Source organism: Klebsiella sp. GFKo11, from assembly GCF_056490265.1.
Window position 1 is genome coordinate 6,283,189 of record NZ_CM151369.1, and the last position, 18,334, is coordinate 6,301,522.

An 18,334-nucleotide genomic window follows, 5' to 3' on the forward strand; every position below is an offset into this window, starting at 1 on the left:
CTGATTGCAAAATCCCTGGCAGATACCTGAAAAGATTAAGGAACGCGAAATGCGAGAGATGTACATCGCAACTCATGGCCGCTATGCCGAAGGGATTGTCTCAGCGTTAAATCTGCTGATTGGTGACGACCACGGCGTCACGCCCGTTTGCGCCTACTGCGGCGAAATTGGCTCAACGGCAGAGCTGGCAGCCCGCTTTGACGCCATCGCTCAACAGGCCGCCGGTCGTGGCAATGAACTGGTGCTGTTTACCGATATGCCCGGCGGCAGCGTCAACAATACCGCCGTGCAGATGATGGTCAAATACCCTCACGCCCACGTTATCAGCGGCGCCAACCTGATTATGTTGATGGAGTTTTGCATGTCGGAACACCCTGATACCGCGCAGCGGCTTCAGGAGGCAGTTGCCGCCGCCAGCGGGGCGATGCAGTACATGAACCGGTTGCCGGAAATCATCTCGGCGCGCCAGGCAACGCAGCAGCAGACCCAGGACGATATTGACGATTTTTTTGCCGGGGAGGAAAACCTGTGACTATCGCACTCGAAGCGCTTGATACCCGCTACTTCTCACCGCAGCCGGGGCTGGATAAGAGATGGCTCGACGAAGCCATCGCTGAAGTGCTGGGCCAACTCGATGCCATGCTGCCGCGCTTTACGGCAACGTTTCCCGCCGCCAGCGCTACCCATGGCTGTTACGCAAGCGTGGAGAAAGTCGACTGGACCGAGGGATTCTGGACCGGGATGCTATGGCTCGCCTGGGAGGTGACCGGCGATGAAAAATACCGCGCGGTGGCGGAAAGCCTGCTCGACAGCTTTGAAGAGCGGCTCGATAAGCAGATCAAAGTGGATACCCACGACCTCGGCTTTCTCTATCTGCTCTCCTGCGTTAATGCCTGGAAGCTCACCGGCAACCTGCGCGCCCGCGAACTCGCCCTGCGCGCCGCCGAGCAGCTGTATCGCCGCTTTAACGCCACGGCGGGCGTGATTCAGGCATGGGGGGATTTAAACGACCCGGCGCGTCAGGGGCGGATGATTATTGACTGCAACCTCAATGTCCCACTGCTGTTTTGGGCCGCCGACGAGACCGGTAACGCACAGTGGCGGGAAGCCGCCAGTCGCCATCTGGCGCAGGCTGCGCGCTATCTGGTGCGTGAAGACGCATCGACCTTTCATACGTTTTATATGGATGTGAATAGCGGCCAGCCGCTGCGCGGCGATACGCATCAGGGATTCAGCGACAGCTCCTGCTGGTCACGCGGTCAGGCGTGGGGAATTTACGGTTTCGCGCTGGGATATGCCCATACCGGCGATGCCTGGCAACCCGAGCTCTCTCGCCGCCTGGTGCACTATTTTCTTAACCGCTTACCGGACGATTTTGTCTGCTACTGGGATCTGATTTTTACCGCTGAAGATAACCAGTACCGGGACACGTCTGCGGCGGCGATCGCCGCCTGCGGTCTGGCGGAATTGCTGAAGCTGCTGCCGCTAACCGACCCGCTGCGTCCGGCCTACGCCAACGCTATCGACTTGATGATGCGCAATTTACGCGAGCATTACTTTGCCCACGCGCAGGACGGCCTGCTGCGCGAAGGCGTTTACAACTTTGGCCGCAATATGGGTATTAACGAACCAAACCTCTGGGGCGATTATTTTTATTTCGAAGCCCTGGTTCGCCTTTCCCGCGTCTGGACCCCCTACTTTTGCTAACTGGAGCTACACATGATTTCTTTAGTACGTATTGATGATCGTTTGATCCACGGACAGGTTGCCGTGGTCTGGACCAAGCATCTGGGCGTGAACCGCATTCTGGTCGCCAATGACCAGATCGTGAATAACGAAGTGCAAAAAATGTCGCTGCGCATGGCGGCTCCCGATACCGCCAAGTGCGCCATTATGGCGGTGAAAGACGCGGGCGATGTGCTTAACGACCCACGTTCGGAAGCGATGAAAATTATGGTGATCGTAAACAATGCTGCCGATGCCCGCCGTCTGGTCGAGCAGGTGTCGGGGATAAAAACTCTGAACGTCGCCAACTTCGGACGCATTACCGACAATCTGGCGGCGAAAAAGCGCATAAGTGACACCGTCTACGTGACGCCGGAAGATGTGGCGGATTTCCACGCCATCGCCGACCGCGGCGTGGCCGTTGAATATCAGGTCCTGCCTTCTCACCCGGTGAAAAACCTGATTGAGATGCTGGATAACGCCGCCAACTAAGCGAGGTCGCTATGTTAACGTCTGCATTACTTGTCGCGTTGGTGATGTATATCGCCAAGTTCGCCGACCATACCCTGGGCCAACCGTTAATCGAACGACCGCTGATCTGCGGCGCGATGGTCGGTTTGGTGCTGGGTGATGTCCAGCAGGGCATTATTATCGGCGCCACGCTGGAGCTGATTTTCCTTGGCACCATCACCATCGGCGGCTCCGTTCCCGCAGATCTGGCGGTGGGTTCGGTGCTGGCTACCGCGTTTACCATCCTTACCCACGCGGAACCGGCGGTGGCCGTTGCGCTGGCGCTGCCCATCAGCCTGCTGGCGGTGTTTGTCTACCAGGTGCTGAAGCTGGTTTATACCGCCCTGGTCGAGAAATATGACGCATTGCTTGAAGAGGGGCGCGACCGTGCCGCGCTCGGCATCACGTTCGGTATGACGATGTTTTACGGCGTGCCGTTCGCGGTGCTGGCGTTCTTCGGTATTTTGTTCGGCACCGATGTTATCCGCAGCCTGGTCGAGAGCATCCCGGATACCGTCATGCGCGGAATGACTGCGGTAGGCGGCATTTTGCCAGCGCTGGGATTCGCCATTCTGCTCAAGGCGCTATGGAACCGGAACATCGCGGCGTTCTTCTTTATCGGCTTTGCCATGGCGGCCTATCTGCAGTTGCCGATCATGGGCATTGCGATTATTGCCGCGTCCGTTGCCGTTTATCTGTGCTTTAACGAGTTCAACCAGCTTAAAGCGAACAAACAAGCGGCGACCGCCGCGACCCCGTCAGTTGACGATAAGGATGGGTTCTTCAATGACTGATATCCATAACAACGCAGTGAGCGCGTACAGCGACAGCAAGAGTGAGAAAAAGATGTTCCGCCAGCTGTTCTTCCGTCAGTTCCAGTTGCTGGGTTCGATGAACTTCACCCGCATGGAGGGATTGAGCTACGGCTGGGCCATCGCGCCGATGCTGAAAAAAATCTATGCTGGCGACCCGCATCGCTATACTGAGTCGCTCAAACGTAACAGCCAGTTCTTCAATACCAACCAGCATTTAGCGCCGTTTATTATGGGCCTGACGCTGTCGATGGAGAAAGAGAACGCAGCCAATCCGAACTTTGATACTTCCAGTATTAACGGCATCAAAGTGGCGCTAATGGGACCATTCGCAGGAGTCGGGGATTCCTTCTTCTACGGCGTGCTGCGCATTATCGCCACCGGGATCGCCATTGGTCTGGCGTCGCAGGGTAACCCGCTGGGGCCGCTGCTGTTCCTGCTGATTTACAATATTCCCAGCTATCTGCTGCGCTATTACGGCGGGGTAATGGGCTACCGTCTGGGATCAAAATACATTGCCGAAGCAACGCAGTCTAGGCTGCTGGGCTGTATAACGAAAGCCTCGGCGATGATGGGCTTGATGATGGTGGGGGCAATGAGCGCCAGCATGGTGAAGTTTACTACCACCTTCAAAACGACCATCGCCGGGCAGCCCTTTGTGCTGCAGGAGATCCTCGACAAAATTTGCGTCGGGCTGATACCTCTGCTTTTAGTTCTGGGCTGCCTGAAGCTGCTGAATAAAAAGGTTAGCCCAAATAAGGTATTAATTATGTTAATTGTCTTTGGCTTTGCGGCGGCTGGCGTTGGGATAATTTAATTTGTCATCAAGCTCCCTGCAATAAAGGGATAGAACAGGTAGCCCGGACAGAAGCACGCTGCTGGTTATTTCCCGGAGGCGGCGCGTTGCGCCTATCCGGGCTACAAAAGCCCTATAAATGATTAATGTTTAAGTAGAAAAATCGTCAGCATCGAATAACAACCAGAAATATTACAATCAATATATTTATTTAAGGATTTTATATTCTGACGCAGTAATTGTATTTATTCGAAAAATAATGACACTCAATAAATCCCACAGGAATAAAAATGAAAATATTACGCACGCTGTTGATAGGCATACCGCTGTCCTGCTTTACGCTAAACGTATTTGCCGCAGCCACCTGGGTTGATAATCGCTACGCACATACCACGGCCGCTGAGAAAAATCAGTACAAAATAGGTCTGGGCCATATATTTGATAACGGCGCAGGAGTACTGGCTTCTGCTATGTACGATCTCGGGCAAGACTTTAATCAAATGAAAAGCTCTTTTCAGGAGTTTGAAGGTTGGTATCCCATTCCGCTTAATGAAAAATGGACGCTGACGCCGGGGGGATTAACCGATATTGATAGTAATGGGACGAAGCTAGCTCCTTATATCAGCCTCGATTATAAAATCAGTAAAACATTAAGTTTTAGCAGCCGCTATCGCTATAACCATATGACCCATAAAGAGCGCGATTATAATGGCGAGATGGATTATAACGACAGCCATCAGTTCGACCTGTTCCTGAATTACCAGGCGACAGAGAAGCTGTGGCTCCAGCTCAACCCGGAATTTTTCGTTAACACTAACGACTTCAATGCTTCTAACGGGCAGAAAACCCACTGGGAACCGAGCATCGTGGCACGCTACCGTGTTGATAAGCACTGGCTTCCTTATGCGGAAGTCGCCTGGCTGGATCAAGACCAGAATCATGACAATCAAGTGCGATTCCGCCTCGGAATTCGCTATTACTTCGATTAAATGCAACCAGGACACAAGCTATTGTGCCCGCATTTCTGCCGGGCGGAGGCTAACGCCTTGCCCGGCCTACAATACCCATAATATCAACATATTATCTATTTCATAAAAACAAAAAAAAGCGCCCTGAGGCGCTCTTTCGACAGTAGCTTTAAGCTTATTTGTTCAGTTCCGCTGTCATGTGCACGCGGTTACCGGTAAATGCTTCGGTAATTTTGTAAGACGACGCGCCAGCAGCCTGGGCCTGAGCGGCGATTTGCGCTTCTGCGCCGTCGATAGTCATAGCGGTAGCGGTCACGGTTTCAGCAGCGAAGGAACCAAAAGAAGCGGCCAGAGCGATAACTGCGACAAAAGTTTTGATGCTTTTCATGATATAAACCCTTTACGTTAGTTGTTTAGATAAGGCGCTGTGCCTTGATGTGATAAATAATAGCCCTCACATCAGCAAACAAAAAGCGGAAGGATTTGTTGTCATCATTCAAAAAATTTGACTTAAATTTAACCCGCAATTAACCGCTGTGGATGAGTATAAATAGTCGCCCTGCCCGGCTTGCAGAATCCCACCAGCGTCAGGTTGCAGCGCTCGGCAACTTCTACTGCCAGCATCGTAGCGGCAGAAACCGCAAACAGGATTTCCACTCCGCACATAGCCGCCTTCTGCACCATTTCATAACTGGCGCGACTGGAGACTAACGCGGCGCCATTGTGCCAGGCATCCCCCAGTTCCGCGCGGCGTCCGAGGAGTTTATCCAGCGCCACATGACGACCCACGTCTTCATAGCCGCCCAAGAGATCGCCGGAAGGACGAACCCAGGCCGCGGCATGCGTACAGCCGGTCAGGCGACCTATCGGCTGGAAATCGTTCAGATGCGCCAGTGCGCGATCGAGATTCGCCAGGTCGAACGTCTGGGTAAACGGCAGCGGCTGCACCGGCTTATCGATATCGTTGAGCTGCTCAACGCCGCATACGCCACAGCCAGTGCGCCCGGCCAGCGCGCGACGGCGCTCTTTCAATCCCATAAAACGGCGGCTGGACAGCTCAATTTGTACTTCCAGGCCATTGCAAGCCTGTACGACATCCATCGCATAAATTTCACGTCGATTTTCTATAATCCCTTCGGATAAGGAAAATCCCACGGCGAATTGCTGCAGATCCTTCGGCGTCGCCATCATCACGACGTGCGAGATGCCGTTATAAACCAGAGCAACAGGTACTTCTTCAGCTAACTCGTCTGGATGAGGATGTTGCAGATCTTCGCGTTTCCAGAGCATAACCTGACGATAACCTGTGACATCTGTCACACTTTTGACTTGTTCGAGAGGGTTCTTATTCACTTTGTCTTAACCGTATTGGAACAGGCATACACACAATGTGGTATTCTGTTTATATCCCTCCAGGAACGAGGGAAATTACCCTAATTCTGAACCTTTGCGGCCCTTACCGCAAAGCAAATAACTATATGTGACAATGTCGAAACAAGGAGCGAACCATGCAGGTCAGCAGAAGGCAGTTCTTTAAGATCTGCGCTGGCGGTATGGCAGGAACCACGGCGGCTGCGCTGGGCTTTGCGCCCGGTTTAGCGCTCGCGGAAACACGGCAGTACAAGTTGCTGCGTACCCGCGAAACCCGTAACACCTGCACTTACTGTTCCGTCGGCTGCGGGCTGTTAATGTACAGTCTCGGCGACGGCGCAAAAAACGCCAAAGCGTCTATCTTCCATATCGAAGGTGACTCGGACCACCCAGTCAACCGTGGTGCGCTCTGTCCGAAAGGGGCCGGTCTGGTGGACTTTATCCACTCTGAAAGCCGCCTGAAATTCCCGGAATATCGCGCACCAGGCTCAGATAAATGGCAGCAAATCAGCTGGGATGATGCGTTCGATCGCATCGCTAAGCTGATGAAAGAAGACCGCGATGCCAACTATGTTGCACAAAACGCCGAAGGCGTCACCGTAAACCGCTGGCTTTCCACCGGGATGCTGTGCGCTTCCGCTTCAAGTAATGAAACCGGCTATTTAACCCAGAAATTCTCCCGCGCGCTCGGTATGCTCGCGGTCGACAACCAGGCGCGTGTCTGACACGGACCAACGGTAGCAAGTCTTGCTCCAACATTTGGTCGCGGTGCGATGACCAACCACTGGGTCGACATCAAGAACGCCAACCTTATCGTGGTGATGGGCGGCAACGCCGCTGAAGCACACCCGGTAGGATTCCGCTGGGCGATGGAAGCTAAAATTCACAACGGCGCCAAGCTGATTGTGATCGATCCGCGCTTTACGCGTACCGCGTCGGTGGCTGATTTCTATACCCCAATTCGTTCCGGTACTGACATTACCTTCTTGTCAGGCGTCATCCTGTACCTGTTGAACAATGAAAAAATCAACCGTGAATATACCGAAGCCTATACCAACGCCAGCCTGATCGTGCGTGAGGATTATAGCTTTGAAGACGGTCTGTTCAGCGGCTACGACGCCGAAGCCCGCAAGTACGATAAAACATCCTGGAACTATGAGCTGGATGAAAACGGCTTTGCCAAACGTGATACCACGCTGCAACACCCGCGCTGTGTCTGGAACCTGCTGAAGCAGCACGTTTCCCGCTATACGCCGGACGTTGTCGAAAATATCTGTGGGACACCGAAAGCCGACTTCCTGAAAGTCTGCGAGTACATCGCGGAAACCAGCGCCCATGATAAAACCGCGTCGTTCCTCTACGCGCTTGGCTGGACACAGCACTCCATTGGTTCGCAGAACATCCGCACCATGGCGATGATCCAGCTACTGCTCGGTAATATGGGGATGGCGGGTGGCGGCGTGAACGCCCTGCGCGGTCACTCCAACATCCAGGGACTGACCGACCTCGGCTTGCTGTCACAAAGCCTGCCAGGCTATCTGACGCTGCCGAACGAAAAACAGGCTGACCTGCAAACTTATCTGACCGCCAACACGCCAAAACCGCTGTTGAAGGATCAGGTCAACTACTGGGGCAACTACCCGAAATTCTTCGTTTCGTTGATGAAGTCCTTCTATGGCGATAAGGCAACAGCGGAAAACAGCTGGGGCTTTGACTGGCTGCCTAAGTGGGACAAAGGGTACGACGTTCTTCAGTACTTCGAGATGATGAAAGAGGGCAAAGTCAATGGTTACATCTGCCAGGGCTTCAACCCCGTCGCCTCATTCCCGAACAAAAACAAGACGATTGCTTCACTGTCTAAACTGAAGTTCCTGGTGACGATTGACCCGCTCAACACCGAAACGTCCACCTTCTGGCAAAACCACGGTGAGTCGAATGATGTTGATCCGTCGAAAATCCAGACCGAAGTATTCCGCCTGCCATCCACCTGCTTTGCCGAAGAGAACGGTTCGATCGTTAACTCCGGGCGCTGGCTGCAGTGGCACTGGAAGGGCGCGGATGCCCCAGGGATTGCCGTAACCGATGGCGAGATCCTGGCAGGTATCTTCCTGCGTCTGCGCAAGATGTATGCCGAACAAAGCGGTGCCAACCCGGAACAGGTGCTGAGCATGACCTGGAACTACTCCACACCACATGAACCCGCTTCGGAAGAAGTGGCAATGGAGAATAACGGGAAGGCGCTGGCGGACATTACCGACCCGGCTACCGGCGCGGTTATCGTCAAGAAAGGCCAGCAGCTCAGTTCGTTTGCACAGCTACGTGATGACGGCACCACCGCCAGCGGCTGTTGGATTTTCGCCGGTAGCTGGACGCCGGAAGGCAACCAGATGGCACGACGCGATAACGCCGACCCGTCAGGTCTCGGTAATACGCTGGGCTGGGCATGGGCGTGGCCACTTAACCGTCGCATCCTCTACAACCGTGCTTCTGCTGACCCACAGGGTAATCCGTGGGATCCGAAACGCCAGATCCTGAAATGGGACGGCGCGAAGTGGGGTGGGATGGATATTCCGGACTACAGCGCCGCGGCGCCGGGCAGCGATGTCGGGCCGTTTATCATGCAGCCGGAAGGGATGGGACGTCTGTTTGCCCTCGATAAGATGGCGGAAGGCCCGTTCCCGGAACACTACGAGCCGTTTGAAACGCCGTTAGGCACCAACCCGCTGCACCCGAACGTAATCTCTAACCCAGCCGCCCGCATCTTTAAGGGCGACAAAGAGGCTCTGGGTAAAGCAGATAAGTTCCCGTACGTCGGAACCACCTACCGCCTGACCGAGCACTTCCACTACTGGACCAAGCACGCGCTGCTTAACGCCATCGCGCAACCGGAACAGTTTGTGGAGATCGGCGAGAAGCTTGCAAATAAGCTCGGTATTGCTCACGGCGATACCGTTAAGGTCTCCTCTAACCGCGGTTTTATCAAAGCCAAAGCGGTGGTGACCAAGCGTATTCGCACGCTGAAAGCAGACGGTAAGGATATCGATACCATCGGTATTCCGATCCACTGGGGCTACGAAGGCGTGGCGAAGAAAGGGTTTATTGCTAATACCCTGACACCGTCCGTCGGCGATGCGAACTCACAGACACCGGAATTTAAATCCTTCCTCGTGAATGTGGAAAAGGTGTAACGGAGACGACTTATGGCTTATCAATCGCAAGATATTATTCGTCGTTCCGCCACTAACGGTTTCACTCCCGCGCCGCAGGCGCGGAATCATCAGGAAGAGGTGGCGAAGCTTATCGACGTCACCACCTGCATCGGCTGTAAAGCCTGTCAGGTGGCCTGTTCCGAGTGGAACGATATCCGCGACGAAATCGGTAGCAACGTCGGGGTGTACGACAACCCCGCCGACCTGACCGCCAAATCCTGGACGGTGATGCGCTTCTCGGAAGTGGAGCAAAACGACAAACTGGAATGGCTGATCCGCAAGGATGGCTGTATGCACTGCGCCGACCCGGGCTGCCTGAAGGCGTGTCCGGCGGAAGGGGCAATCATTCAGTACGCCAACGGTATCGTCGACTTCCAGTCTGAGCAGTGCATTGGCTGCGGCTACTGTATCGCCGGCTGTCCGTTCAACGTGCCGCGCCTGAACCCGGAAGATAACCGCGTTTACAAATGTACGCTGTGCGTCGACCGCGTAACCGTAGGCCAGGAACCGGCCTGCGTGAAAACCTGCCCGACCGGCGCTATCCACTTTGGCTCCAAAGAGGATATGAAGGTACTGGCAGGCGAGCGCGTGGCGGAGCTGAAAACCCGTGGTTACGACAACGCAGGACTGTACGATCCGGCCGGAGTTGGCGGCACGCACGTGATGTACGTGCTGCATCACGCCGACAAGCCGAATCTGTACCACGGCCTGCCGGAGAACCCGGAAATCAGCGCCACTGTGAAGTTCTGGAAAGGTATCTGGAAACCGCTGGCCGCCGTTGGTTTTGCGGCCACCTTTGCCGCCAGCATCTTCCACTACGTCGGTGTCGGTCCGAACCGTGCGCAAGAGGAAGAGGATAATCTGGATGAAGAGAAAGACGAGGTGCGCAAATGAAAAGACGTGACACCATCGTGCGCTACACGGCGCCGGAGCGAATCAACCACTGGGTCACCGCCTTCTGCTTCATTCTGGCGGCGGTGAGCGGGCTGGGGTTCTTTTTCCCATCCTTCAACTGGCTGATGCAAATCATGGGTACTCCGCAGCTGGCGCGTATTCTGCACCCGTTTGTCGGCGTTATCATGTTTGCTTCGTTCATCATTATGTTCTTCCGCTACTGGCACCATAACCTGATCAATCGGGACGATATTTTCTGGGCGAAGAATATTCGCAAGATCGTCGTCAACGAGGAGGTGGGGGATACCGGGCGCTATAACTTCGGCCAGAAATGCGTGTTCTGGGCGGCGATTATCTTCCTGGTATTGCTGCTGGTGAGCGGCGTCATCATCTGGCGTCCGTACTTTGCGCCAGCGTTCTCTATCCCGGTGATCCGGTTCGCGTTAATGCTGCACTCGTTTGCCGCCGTAGCGTTGATTGTGGTTATCATGGTGCATATTTACGCCGCTCTATGGGTGAAAGGCACCATTACCGCGATGGTGGAAGGCTGGGTCACGAAGACGTGGGCGAAGAAGCATCACCCGCGCTGGTACCGTGAAGTCCGCGAAAAGCAGGATAAGAGCCAGCCGTAAGCGGAAGTGCTTTGTGGTTTCAGATTGCTGACAAAGTGCGTTTTCCTGAGTTGCACGGGCCTACGGAAAACTCATAGCCTGATGATATTATAGGTTTTTTAGGCCGGGTAAGGCGTTAGCCGCCACCCGGCAAAAATGCCAGCACTGTGTCTAAAACGAGTTTCTCATCAGTCTCAAATGGCGTCGTATATCGACGCCATTTTTTTAGCGGTTCTTGTTCAGTTTTGACAACTTTTTGACATCTTTATACAGATAACAGACCAACCGAGGTTCAGGTTCCACAAGAATGGATTCGATTCTTTCACAAGGAGACGTATCGTGAATGTGACTGCTCCCCACCGTAAACGGCGAGGTTTCCCACGTCTCAGGCTGCAACTGGCATAACGCCAGACTGACGCAAGCCTCGATGGGCTTTGACGACAAGTCCTGCCGCCATTAATTCTGTTATGCCCTTGCGCTGGATGTTGATCGCCGCATTGATATCACGGTCATGGTCAGCATGACAGCCGGGGCAAATCCATTCGCGTACTTTCAGCGGCATTTCTGACATCCTGTGACCGCAACAATGGCACGTTTTCGAGCTGGCGAACCACTGATCCAGTCTGACCAGGTGAACCCCTGCCGACTCCGCTTTGTAGGCGAGTTTTGCCACAAACCCGGACCAGGCCGCATCCCCGATATGACGGGCAAACCGACGGTTTTTCATCATGTTTGCTGATTTCAGCGTTTCCACAATCACCGCTTGGTTTTCGTCGATAATTCGTCTGGAAAGTTTGTGCTGGAAATCCGCGCCCCGCTCATGCTGCGCGGCAAGGCGTAAGCGCGCCTTACGGCGGTTTGCGCTCCCCAATTTCTTACGGGATAGTGCCTTGCTGTCGCGGCGTAAACGGCGGTATGCGTTGACCAGGTGGCGAGGATTAGCCACCTTGCCGCCGTCATTGCCAATTAAATAGTGCGACAGCCCCAAATCATAGCCCACCACGGTGGTGATATAAGTCGGCTTTACTGCCGCTTCCTGCCCGTCGTCTGCGAGTATTGAGGCGTAGTATTTGCCCGCTGCGTTGCGGGTGATGGTGATGCTGGAAACCTTGCCAACAATCTCACGGTGAACCTTCGCCCGGACTGGTGAGATTTTCGGCAACTGGATAGCGTCAGTGAGTACCTTTCCGTTGGGATGGTAGCTGGATTGTTTGCCGTGCTTGCGTTTGAAGGCGGGGAATTTAGCCCGCTTCTGAAAGAAGTTAGAAAATGCCCTGTCCAGATTGATCACCGCTTGCTGTAGCGCCAGGGAGTCGTAATCTTTGAGCCAGCCATAGCGGCGGGATTTTTTCGCCACGGCCAGCAACGGCTTTATATCGCGCGTTGGTTTGAGAGAAATGCCGTGACGCTGGTACATGTGGCGGCATACATGCAGGGCTTTATTGTACGCGAACCGAACCGCGCCGAACTGCGCATTTAAGAATGCGGCCTGTTCGTCGGTCGGGTAAATACGTACTTTGGTCGCTCGCTTCATCTCAATACCGTCAGAAATGGAGTGGTTATTTATACAGTGTTTTTGTGGATGAATTTTGATGCAAAACAACGTTAGCGCCCCTTATATCCCCGCCCGCATTGGGCTAGGGTTTACGGGGCATTTGCTAAAGATGAGGAAATCGACCGCGTTGTGGGGCTGGAACTGGGAGCGGATGATTACATCAGCAAACCATTTGGCATTCACGAACTGCGGGCGCGAATCAAAACGATCGCCCGCCGCTGCTTAAGCCATAACGATTCACCGCCCAATCTCAGCTTTTCCTTTGGGGATTTAGCGGTTTTTCCCAACGAACTGTGCGCATGGCGTGGCGAGCAACGATTAGAACTTTCTCTGCGCGAAGTGCGAATTTTAAGCTGTCTGGAACGCCACAAAAATCAGGTGGTGACTCGAGATATGCTGTTTGACGCTGCATGGGGCTACGATTACATGCCCAACAGCCGCACTCTTGATCAGCATATTTCCCGGTTACGTAAGGTGATTGAGCAGGATGCTAATCACCCTCAGCTAATCCGAACGGTGCATGGTCTGGGGTATAGATATCAGGTATCGTAACGCACACATTGCGATTTCTTAGCTATATCCCGTATGCCGATTGCGGTTATCATTAATGACATTCACCAGAGCGGGCGCGTGATGCCCGCCAAATCACAGAGCGGACGCGACCATAGCCGAATCTGCTGAAACCAGGAAGTGACTAAATGAGCATTCGTATCATCCCGCAAGATGAGCTGGAAAAGAGCGAGAAACGCTCGACGGATATGATCCCACCGTTATTATTTCCTCGGCTCAAAAATCTGTATAACCGCCGCGCCGAACGCCTGCGCGAGCTGGCTGAAAATAACCCGCTGGGCGACTACCTGCGCTTCGCCGCACTGATCGCCCACGCGCAGGAAGTGGTGCTGTACGACCATCCGTTACAGATGGATCTCACCACGCGCATTAAAGAAGCAAACGACCAGGGCAAACCGCCGCTGGATATTCACGTGCTGCCGCGCGATAAGCACTGGCACAAGCTGCTGCATTCGCTGATTGCCGAGCTGAAGCCCGAGATGAGCGGCCCGGCGCTGGCAGTTATCGAGAATCTGGAAAAATCATCAGAGCAGGAGCTGGAACTGATGGCAAGCGCGCTGTTTGCCTCTGATTTCGCATCAGTCAGCAGTGATAAAGCCCCGTTTATCTGGGCTGCGCTATCTCTCTATTGGGCGCAAATGGCCAGCTTGATCCCCGGTAAAGCCCGCGCGGAATACGGCGAACAGCGCCAGTTCTGCCCGGTGTGCGGTTCAATGCCGGTCTCCAGCATGGTGCAAATTGGTACTACCCAAGGTCTGCGCTATCTGCACTGCAATCTGTGCGAAACCGAGTGGCACGTCGTGCGTGTGAAGTGCAGCAACTGCGAACAGACACGCGATCTGCATTACTGGTCGCTGGATAACGAGCAGTCGGCCATTAAAGCCGAGAGCTGTGGCGACTGCGGGACTTACCTGAAGATTTTGTATCAGGAAAAAGATCCGAAAGTGGAAGCCGTCGCCGACGACCTCGCCTCACTGGTGCTGGACGCGCGCATGGAACAAGAGGGCTTCGCCCGCAGTTCCATCAACCCGTTCCTGTTCCCTGGTGAAGGGGAGTAAATTTAGCATTATGTCGGGTAGCATTTGCTGCCCGGCTTACAAATGATAAGGCGTAATCACGCCTGGAATCCTGGCAAAATCTTTAGTGTTGCGCGTGACTAGCTCATAACGATGCATTTGTGCCGTCGCCAGAATAATGGCATCCGGCAACTTCATTCCATACTCCTGCCTGAGGTTGACGCTTCGTTCTGCAATATCCTGTGAGACACCAATGATATTAAAAGCGCTCAGTGCAATGCGCGTACGATGTTCCTGGTGATACTTTTTTGCTCCCACCATCACTTCGATCCAGGAGATTAGGCTAATCGCATTTTGTGGTGGATAAGCCTCCAGTGCCTGTTTCGCTTCAACGCGGCCGCTGAACAGATCAATGAGAATATTGGTATCAAACAGCGCCGGGCCTTTACTCATTGCCACTCCTCACGAAGCTTCCTTTCATATTCAACACCATCTTCCTCGCAGCCTTGCCAAAGCCCCAGCGCATCGGCGATAGTAGTTTCAGCCAGGCCTTGCCTTTCCAGGTACTGTTCTACCGCTTCACGTAACAGTTCTGCTCGCGGAAGATTGCGCTGCTGCTTGAGGTCTTCAAGACGTTTGATAACGTCATCTGATAAGTCGAGTAATATTCTGCCCATATCCATTCCTGCCATCATGCTCACATATACCTCCAGTATATCATTGGCGACTAATTTTCAAACAACATACACCTATGGCAGACAGGGGAAAAGTGTCGTCTGAAACGATTTTCACTTTTGCGAGCCGCTTTCCAGAAGATAGCAATCCGTCTGCTCGTTACAATCAACAGCGACAAAAAAACCCAGCCAACATCCAGAGTTGGCCGGGTAATATTTATATTAGTAGTAGTATTCGTCTGGGTAGTTATCCGGGCACCAGTTCATCCCTTCGGGATCGGTCCCTGATAATATAGCTCGCAGGTTTTGGTGATCGTTTGCACGACGATAAAGAGTGGTATACAGCCGTTTCCAGTCATGCGGACCCGGTGTGTTCCAGTTCATACGCGGCCAACTATCCCCCTCTGCTGGGTGATGCCATTTGCCGTTAAGACTGGCGCATTTAGTATGTTTATGCGGTTTCGCTTTACCATCGCGAGTTCTGTCTCTGCGGGTATTAAACGTCGACATTTTTAGTCTCCTGTTAAGGTTTCTAAAAATGCGCCTCCTTGAAATAGTTCATCTTCACTCCTTAATCCGTATATCGCGCTCTGGCACGTATTTCCTGCACCCGTGGACCATGATGAGCACGCTGATGACCACACATCCAGCAGGAACAACCACATGGCGAGTGAAAACAAATACCAATCTGCCTCCCGCTTCCATAACCCGCATTACGATATTTACTGCGGATTTTCTTTAGCCTCACACTATGATGCCGACGCTCGGCACGCGTTCTGGCCATTTCATCACTCCTGAGTTGGCGGCACTATGCCGCGTTCACATGAGTTCTGAGTACTGAAACTTCCGATTCATCATTATGTCTATCTTCCCTTAGCTAAGCGCCGGAATGACATGCAATGGATCATTGGCAATCGCCCGTAGCAGCGCTTTAGCTGGCCCCGTGGGGGAACGCCTTCCCTGCTCCCAGTTACGTAACGTATCTACACTTACCGATATTAACTCTGCAAATTTAGATTGTGATAATCCAGAGGACTGACGGATTTCTTTGATTTTCATAGCATCAATATGAAAGGTTCGCGAAGGCTGGCGATCTCCTTCGACTATCTCACCCATTTGGCTCATGCTTTTGGTCAATCGCTCAAACAGCGCCTTATCCATCTACCACCTCTCATTTAACATACGGAGTACCGCCTTTTCCTGCGGAGTCAGGTCATCCTTGATGCCTTTCTGATAGATCAGTAATAACCGAATCTCAGATTTCCGGCTTTGATAAAAATAGATAACTCGTGCACCACCTCGTTTCCCCTTTCCTCGAGCACCCCATCGAATTTTTCTCAGACCACCGGTTTCTGATATCAAATCGCCTCCCTCAGGTTGTATCGCGAGGAACACTTGAAATCGGTGGTATTCATCGTCATCGAGTAATTTTTTGACGTCTTCAGTAAAGATTTCCGTTTCGATAAATAGCATTTTCCCTACGCCATTGGCTTATAGTAATCGAAATCAACTATACGTCAATGGCGTATAGCTCATATCACTTAACATTACGACCCAGAATCAGGCAAAGCCACCAGTGCTCAATGAACATTTCACTTTTGCGAGCCGCTTTCCATAATCCTTCGGCAACCCAAATCCTCCATTTTCTTTTGCTAAGAACCAGGCTATAACGCTGTATATCCAAACAGTTAAAGGGAATGAAAATGGCGCTTGAAAAAGGTATTGCAGAGCTGGTTCGGGAGTTTATCGCTGCGGGTCGCCCCTCTTCGCGCGAACAGAATATTGATGACCGGAGAAACGGTTACGTCGCCAGCACCGTGTTAGCCGGGGAACAAGAAGAGCGCGTACAGGTAGAAGATATCGAGCTTGAAGGCATGATTTTTCGCGTCGTCTCACCCCTGAATGCTACTGGCGCACTGCCAGCCGTTATCTATTTTCACGGCGGCTGCTTTATCAGCGGTGGCTTCGCTACTCACGACAATCAGCTTCGCCAGCTGGCTTATCGCAGCGGTTGTCGGGTTATCGCCGTGCAATACCGACTGGCACCAGAACATACTTTTCCTGCCGCACATGACGATGCAGAAAAGGGAGCGCTGATTATTCATCGCCATGCAGAGCCGCTGGGCATTGACGCTTCGCGTATTACGCTTGCTGGCGACAGCGCCGGGGGACATCTGGCATTAGTGACCGCTCTGCGCCTGAAGACAGCACAGGTCTGGCAACCCGCACAGCTCATTTTGATTTACCCGATGCTGGATGCCACCGCCAGCATGAAGAGCTATCTCGATAACGGTAAAGATTACATCATCACCGAAGATACGCTGCTCAGCGGCTACGAAATGTACCTTTTATCGACGGAACTCCACCATCCGGAAGCCAGCCCGCTCTGGCGTAAAGACTTTAGCGGCCTGCCGCCGGTGCATATTCTGACGGCGGAATATGACCCTTTGCGTGATGAAGGCGAAACGCTATATCAGCGCATGGTTGAACAGGGCGTTGACTGTACCTGCCAGCGCTATCTTGGGGTGATTCACGGTTTCTTTCAGTTAGGTGGGGTGAGCCCAGCGGCGCGAAACGCCATGGGGGATATCGCCTGGCGGGTTAAATCACCAGGCCAATAGATAAGCACGAGGGAAATCTACTCTTCCTCGTTACCGCCCTCTTCATACGAGCCAAAAGGTTTCGCGGGCAGAACAATGTAGATACCTTCGAAGACAGCGCCCAGTTGATCATCGCCAAACAGTTCAACCTGCAGTTGAACGCGTGCTTTGCGCCCCCGCGCCAGGCGGTCAAGATCGCCGCTTAACGAGCCAAGATCGGCAACTGCGCTCGGGCGTCCGCTAATTGGCTGGCTGTAACGGATATGGGCATCGGCAAGAATAATCGTCCCGCCGAGATGCCGCTCGCGCAGCATCAGCCAGATAAGCCCCCAACCGGTTAACGTTGCCTGTGAAAACAGGCTACCGGCAAACAGCGTGTGGTGCGGATTCTGGTTACCGGCCTCCGGCATGGTAGTGATAAATTTTTGCCCGGTGTACTGCTGAATGCGCACACCCATTTTTTCGCTGAGCGGAATATGCTGATACCAGGCCTGTTGCAGCTGAGCGCACCAGTCGCCGCGATGCAAAATATCGTCCAACGAGGCTATCGGCTTAATCATCAAAAAATGGCGAATCGGCGTGGTGGTCGGCGTGGTGATTTCACCCTGGTTCACAAAACCAAGCTTGGCAAAGAAGTCCATCGCGTCTTCACGAGCGCTACAGGTCACGCGCTTGACGCCCTCCTGACGGGCAACCGACTCCAGCGTCATCGCCATCAGGGTACCCAGACCTTTATCCTGCACCGAGGGATGCACAGCCATAAAGCGAATTGAAGCTTCGTTCTCCGCATTCACATACAGCCGTCCGACAGCAACCAGATTACCCTCTTCATCAACAACCATCTGGTGGTGCGCCATCGCATCCCACGCGTCTCGTTCGGACCCTTTCGGCTGATGCAGCGGCTTACGCAGCATCTCCCAGCGAAACTGATAGTAGCTCTCTAACTCTTCTTCTGTTTGCGGTACACGAAGGTGATACATAGCTGTACTCTCTTTTGTTACCCGCAGCCTGCCCGGAAGCTGG

20 protein-coding genes and 1 pseudogene are annotated in these 18,334 nt (G+C 53.3%); 12 read left to right on the forward strand and 9 right to left on the reverse strand.

What is annotated here, in order from left to right; all coding sequences use genetic code 11:
- The first annotated feature begins 49 nt into the window (after positions 1-49).
- From AC07P6_RS30065 to AC07P6_RS30090, 6 genes are all read left to right on the forward strand, one after another.
- On the forward strand, positions 50-532 hold the full coding sequence (locus tag AC07P6_RS30065) for a PTS sugar transporter subunit IIA (protein WP_304254640.1): 483 nt from the start codon (positions 50-52) through the stop codon (positions 530-532).
- Positions 529-1,707, forward strand: coding sequence for a glycoside hydrolase family 88 protein (locus AC07P6_RS30070; protein WP_478315338.1), 1,179 nt, complete (start codon positions 529-531; stop codon positions 1,705-1,707). Before AC07P6_RS30065 ends, AC07P6_RS30070 begins: the two co-directional genes overlap by 4 nt.
- A gap of 12 nt (positions 1,708-1,719) precedes the next feature.
- Complete coding sequence (locus AC07P6_RS30075; protein ID WP_142514950.1) at positions 1,720-2,217, forward strand: PTS sugar transporter subunit IIB; 498 nt, start codon at positions 1,720-1,722, stop codon at positions 2,215-2,217.
- Positions 2,218-2,228: 11 nt separating this feature from the next.
- Positions 2,229-3,029 carry a PTS mannose/fructose/sorbose/N-acetylgalactosamine transporter subunit IIC gene (locus AC07P6_RS30080; protein WP_142512737.1) on the forward strand — a complete coding sequence of 267 codons (801 nt, stop codon included), beginning with the start codon at positions 2,229-2,231 and terminating at the stop codon, positions 3,027-3,029.
- Positions 3,022-3,864, forward strand: a complete 843-nt coding sequence (locus tag AC07P6_RS30085) for a PTS system mannose/fructose/sorbose family transporter subunit IID (protein ID WP_478315339.1) — start codon at positions 3,022-3,024, stop codon at positions 3,862-3,864. The genes AC07P6_RS30080 and AC07P6_RS30085 overlap by 8 nt, the downstream gene beginning before the upstream one ends.
- Before the next feature lie 269 nt (positions 3,865-4,133).
- Positions 4,134-4,832 (forward strand): oligogalacturonate-specific porin KdgM family protein, encoded by a 699-nt coding sequence (locus AC07P6_RS30090; RefSeq protein WP_478315340.1) that lies wholly within the window; start codon positions 4,134-4,136, stop codon positions 4,830-4,832.
- Between the two features lie 154 nt (positions 4,833-4,986).
- Here AC07P6_RS30090 and AC07P6_RS30095 read toward each other — a convergent pair whose 3' ends face one another.
- Both AC07P6_RS30095 and fdhD read right to left on the reverse strand, forming a co-directional pair.
- Positions 4,987-5,199: a YdgH/BhsA/McbA-like domain containing protein gene (locus AC07P6_RS30095; RefSeq protein ID WP_112216880.1), complete on the reverse strand. Its 213-nt coding sequence runs from the start codon at positions 5,197-5,199 to the stop codon at positions 4,987-4,989.
- A 128-nt stretch (positions 5,200-5,327) separates the two neighbouring features.
- Positions 5,328-6,164: a formate dehydrogenase accessory sulfurtransferase FdhD gene (gene fdhD, locus AC07P6_RS30100; protein ID WP_478315341.1), complete on the reverse strand. Its 837-nt coding sequence runs from the start codon at positions 6,162-6,164 to the stop codon at positions 5,328-5,330.
- A gap of 155 nt (positions 6,165-6,319) precedes the next feature.
- On the opposite strand from fdhD, the gene fdnG reads away from it, so the two are divergent.
- Genes fdnG through fdoI form a run of 3 tightly spaced genes read left to right on the forward strand, consistent with a single transcriptional unit; the run spans position 6,320 to position 10,917 of the window.
- On the forward strand, positions 6,320-9,370 hold the full coding sequence (fdnG, locus tag AC07P6_RS30105) for a formate dehydrogenase-N subunit alpha (protein WP_478315342.1): 3,051 nt from the start codon (positions 6,320-6,322) through the stop codon (positions 9,368-9,370).
- A gap of 12 nt (positions 9,371-9,382) precedes the next feature.
- On the forward strand, positions 9,383-10,285 hold the full coding sequence (gene fdxH, locus AC07P6_RS30110; RefSeq protein WP_478315343.1) for a formate dehydrogenase subunit beta: 903 nt from the start codon (positions 9,383-9,385) through the stop codon (positions 10,283-10,285).
- Positions 10,282-10,917: a formate dehydrogenase cytochrome b556 subunit gene (gene fdoI / locus AC07P6_RS30115; RefSeq protein ID WP_110276095.1), complete on the forward strand. Its 636-nt coding sequence runs from the start codon at positions 10,282-10,284 to the stop codon at positions 10,915-10,917. The genes fdxH and fdoI overlap by 4 nt, the downstream gene beginning before the upstream one ends.
- Positions 10,918-11,281: 364 nt before the next feature.
- Here fdoI and AC07P6_RS30120 read toward each other — a convergent pair whose 3' ends face one another.
- Positions 11,282-12,430 (reverse strand): RNA-guided endonuclease TnpB family protein, encoded by a 1,149-nt coding sequence (locus tag AC07P6_RS30120; RefSeq protein WP_478315344.1) that lies wholly within the window; start codon positions 12,428-12,430, stop codon positions 11,282-11,284.
- A 123-nt stretch (positions 12,431-12,553) separates the two neighbouring features.
- On the opposite strand from AC07P6_RS30120, the pseudogene AC07P6_RS30125 reads away from it, so the two are divergent.
- Together AC07P6_RS30125 and fdhE are read left to right on the forward strand one after the other, a co-directional pair.
- Positions 12,554-13,003: pseudogene (locus tag AC07P6_RS30125) on the forward strand (response regulator transcription factor); the annotation flags it as partial.
- 146 nt (positions 13,004-13,149) lie between these two features.
- A complete protein-coding gene (fdhE, locus tag AC07P6_RS30130; RefSeq protein ID WP_478315345.1) occupies positions 13,150-14,079 on the forward strand; it encodes a formate dehydrogenase accessory protein FdhE in 930 nt (309 codons plus the stop codon).
- A gap of 36 nt (positions 14,080-14,115) precedes the next feature.
- On the opposite strand, the gene AC07P6_RS30135 is transcribed toward fdhE, so the two are convergent.
- The 5 genes from AC07P6_RS30135 to AC07P6_RS30155 form a co-directional block, all read right to left on the reverse strand.
- On the reverse strand, positions 14,116-14,490 hold the full coding sequence (locus tag AC07P6_RS30135; RefSeq protein ID WP_434660954.1) for a type II toxin-antitoxin system VapC family toxin: 375 nt from the start codon (positions 14,488-14,490) through the stop codon (positions 14,116-14,118).
- On the reverse strand, positions 14,487-14,732 hold the full coding sequence (locus AC07P6_RS30140) for a ribbon-helix-helix domain-containing protein (protein WP_434664313.1): 246 nt from the start codon (positions 14,730-14,732) through the stop codon (positions 14,487-14,489). The genes AC07P6_RS30135 and AC07P6_RS30140 overlap by 4 nt, the downstream gene beginning before the upstream one ends.
- 201 nt (positions 14,733-14,933) lie before the next feature.
- Positions 14,934-15,221: a hypothetical protein gene (locus tag AC07P6_RS30145; protein WP_434660955.1), complete on the reverse strand. Its 288-nt coding sequence runs from the start codon at positions 15,219-15,221 to the stop codon at positions 14,934-14,936.
- A 363-nt stretch (positions 15,222-15,584) separates the two neighbouring features.
- Positions 15,585-15,872, reverse strand: coding sequence for a NadS family protein (gene nadS / locus AC07P6_RS30150; protein ID WP_139537238.1), 288 nt, complete (start codon positions 15,870-15,872; stop codon positions 15,585-15,587).
- Positions 15,873-16,184 (reverse strand): type II toxin-antitoxin system RelE/ParE family toxin, encoded by a 312-nt coding sequence (locus AC07P6_RS30155; RefSeq protein ID WP_434660956.1) that lies wholly within the window; start codon positions 16,182-16,184, stop codon positions 15,873-15,875.
- 230 nt (positions 16,185-16,414) lie between these two features.
- Between AC07P6_RS30155 and AC07P6_RS30160 the strand changes: the two genes are divergently transcribed.
- Complete coding sequence (locus AC07P6_RS30160; protein ID WP_434660958.1) at positions 16,415-17,332, forward strand: alpha/beta hydrolase; 918 nt, start codon at positions 16,415-16,417, stop codon at positions 17,330-17,332.
- Positions 17,333-17,349: 17 nt separating this feature from the next.
- Here the strand turns inward: AC07P6_RS30160 and fabY are convergent, their stop codons facing one another.
- Positions 17,350-18,291, reverse strand: a complete 942-nt coding sequence (gene fabY / locus AC07P6_RS30165) for a fatty acid biosynthesis protein FabY (RefSeq protein ID WP_181484270.1) — start codon at positions 18,289-18,291, stop codon at positions 17,350-17,352.
- Positions 18,292-18,334: the final 43 nt, after the last annotated feature.

What these genes read in the sequence shown, in the direction of transcription:
- AC07P6_RS30065 (WP_304254640.1), top strand. Translation starts at nt 50, where the DNA reads ATGCGAGAGATGTACATCGCAACTCATGGCCGCTATGCCGAAGGGATT.
- AC07P6_RS30075 (WP_142514950.1), top strand. Translation starts at nt 1,720, where the DNA reads ATGATTTCTTTAGTACGTATTGATGATCGTTTGATCCACGGACAGGTT.
- AC07P6_RS30080 (WP_142512737.1), top strand. Translation starts at nt 2,229, where the DNA reads ATGTTAACGTCTGCATTACTTGTCGCGTTGGTGATGTATATCGCCAAG.
- AC07P6_RS30085 (WP_478315339.1), top strand. Translation starts at nt 3,022, where the DNA reads ATGACTGATATCCATAACAACGCAGTGAGCGCGTACAGCGACAGCAAG.
- AC07P6_RS30090 (WP_478315340.1), top strand. Translation starts at nt 4,134, where the DNA reads ATGAAAATATTACGCACGCTGTTGATAGGCATACCGCTGTCCTGCTTT.
- AC07P6_RS30095 (WP_112216880.1), bottom strand. Translation starts at nt 5,199, where the DNA reads ATGAAAAGCATCAAAACTTTTGTCGCAGTTATCGCTCTGGCCGCTTCT.
- fdxH (WP_478315343.1), top strand. Translation starts at nt 9,383, where the DNA reads ATGGCTTATCAATCGCAAGATATTATTCGTCGTTCCGCCACTAACGGT.
- fdoI (WP_110276095.1), top strand. Translation starts at nt 10,282, where the DNA reads ATGAAAAGACGTGACACCATCGTGCGCTACACGGCGCCGGAGCGAATC.
- AC07P6_RS30120 (WP_478315344.1), bottom strand. Translation starts at nt 12,430, where the DNA reads ATGAAGCGAGCGACCAAAGTACGTATTTACCCGACCGACGAACAGGCC.
- fdhE (WP_478315345.1), top strand. Translation starts at nt 13,150, where the DNA reads ATGAGCATTCGTATCATCCCGCAAGATGAGCTGGAAAAGAGCGAGAAA.
- AC07P6_RS30135 (WP_434660954.1), bottom strand. Translation starts at nt 14,490, where the DNA reads ATGAGTAAAGGCCCGGCGCTGTTTGATACCAATATTCTCATTGATCTG.
- AC07P6_RS30140 (WP_434664313.1), bottom strand. Translation starts at nt 14,732, where the DNA reads ATGATGGCAGGAATGGATATGGGCAGAATATTACTCGACTTATCAGAT.
- AC07P6_RS30145 (WP_434660955.1), bottom strand. Translation starts at nt 15,221, where the DNA reads ATGTCGACGTTTAATACCCGCAGAGACAGAACTCGCGATGGTAAAGCG.
- nadS (WP_139537238.1), bottom strand. Translation starts at nt 15,872, where the DNA reads ATGGATAAGGCGCTGTTTGAGCGATTGACCAAAAGCATGAGCCAAATG.
- AC07P6_RS30155 (WP_434660956.1), bottom strand. Translation starts at nt 16,184, where the DNA reads ATGCTATTTATCGAAACGGAAATCTTTACTGAAGACGTCAAAAAATTA.
- AC07P6_RS30160 (WP_434660958.1), top strand. Translation starts at nt 16,415, where the DNA reads ATGGCGCTTGAAAAAGGTATTGCAGAGCTGGTTCGGGAGTTTATCGCT.
- fabY (WP_181484270.1), bottom strand. Translation starts at nt 18,291, where the DNA reads ATGTATCACCTTCGTGTACCGCAAACAGAAGAAGAGTTAGAGAGCTAC.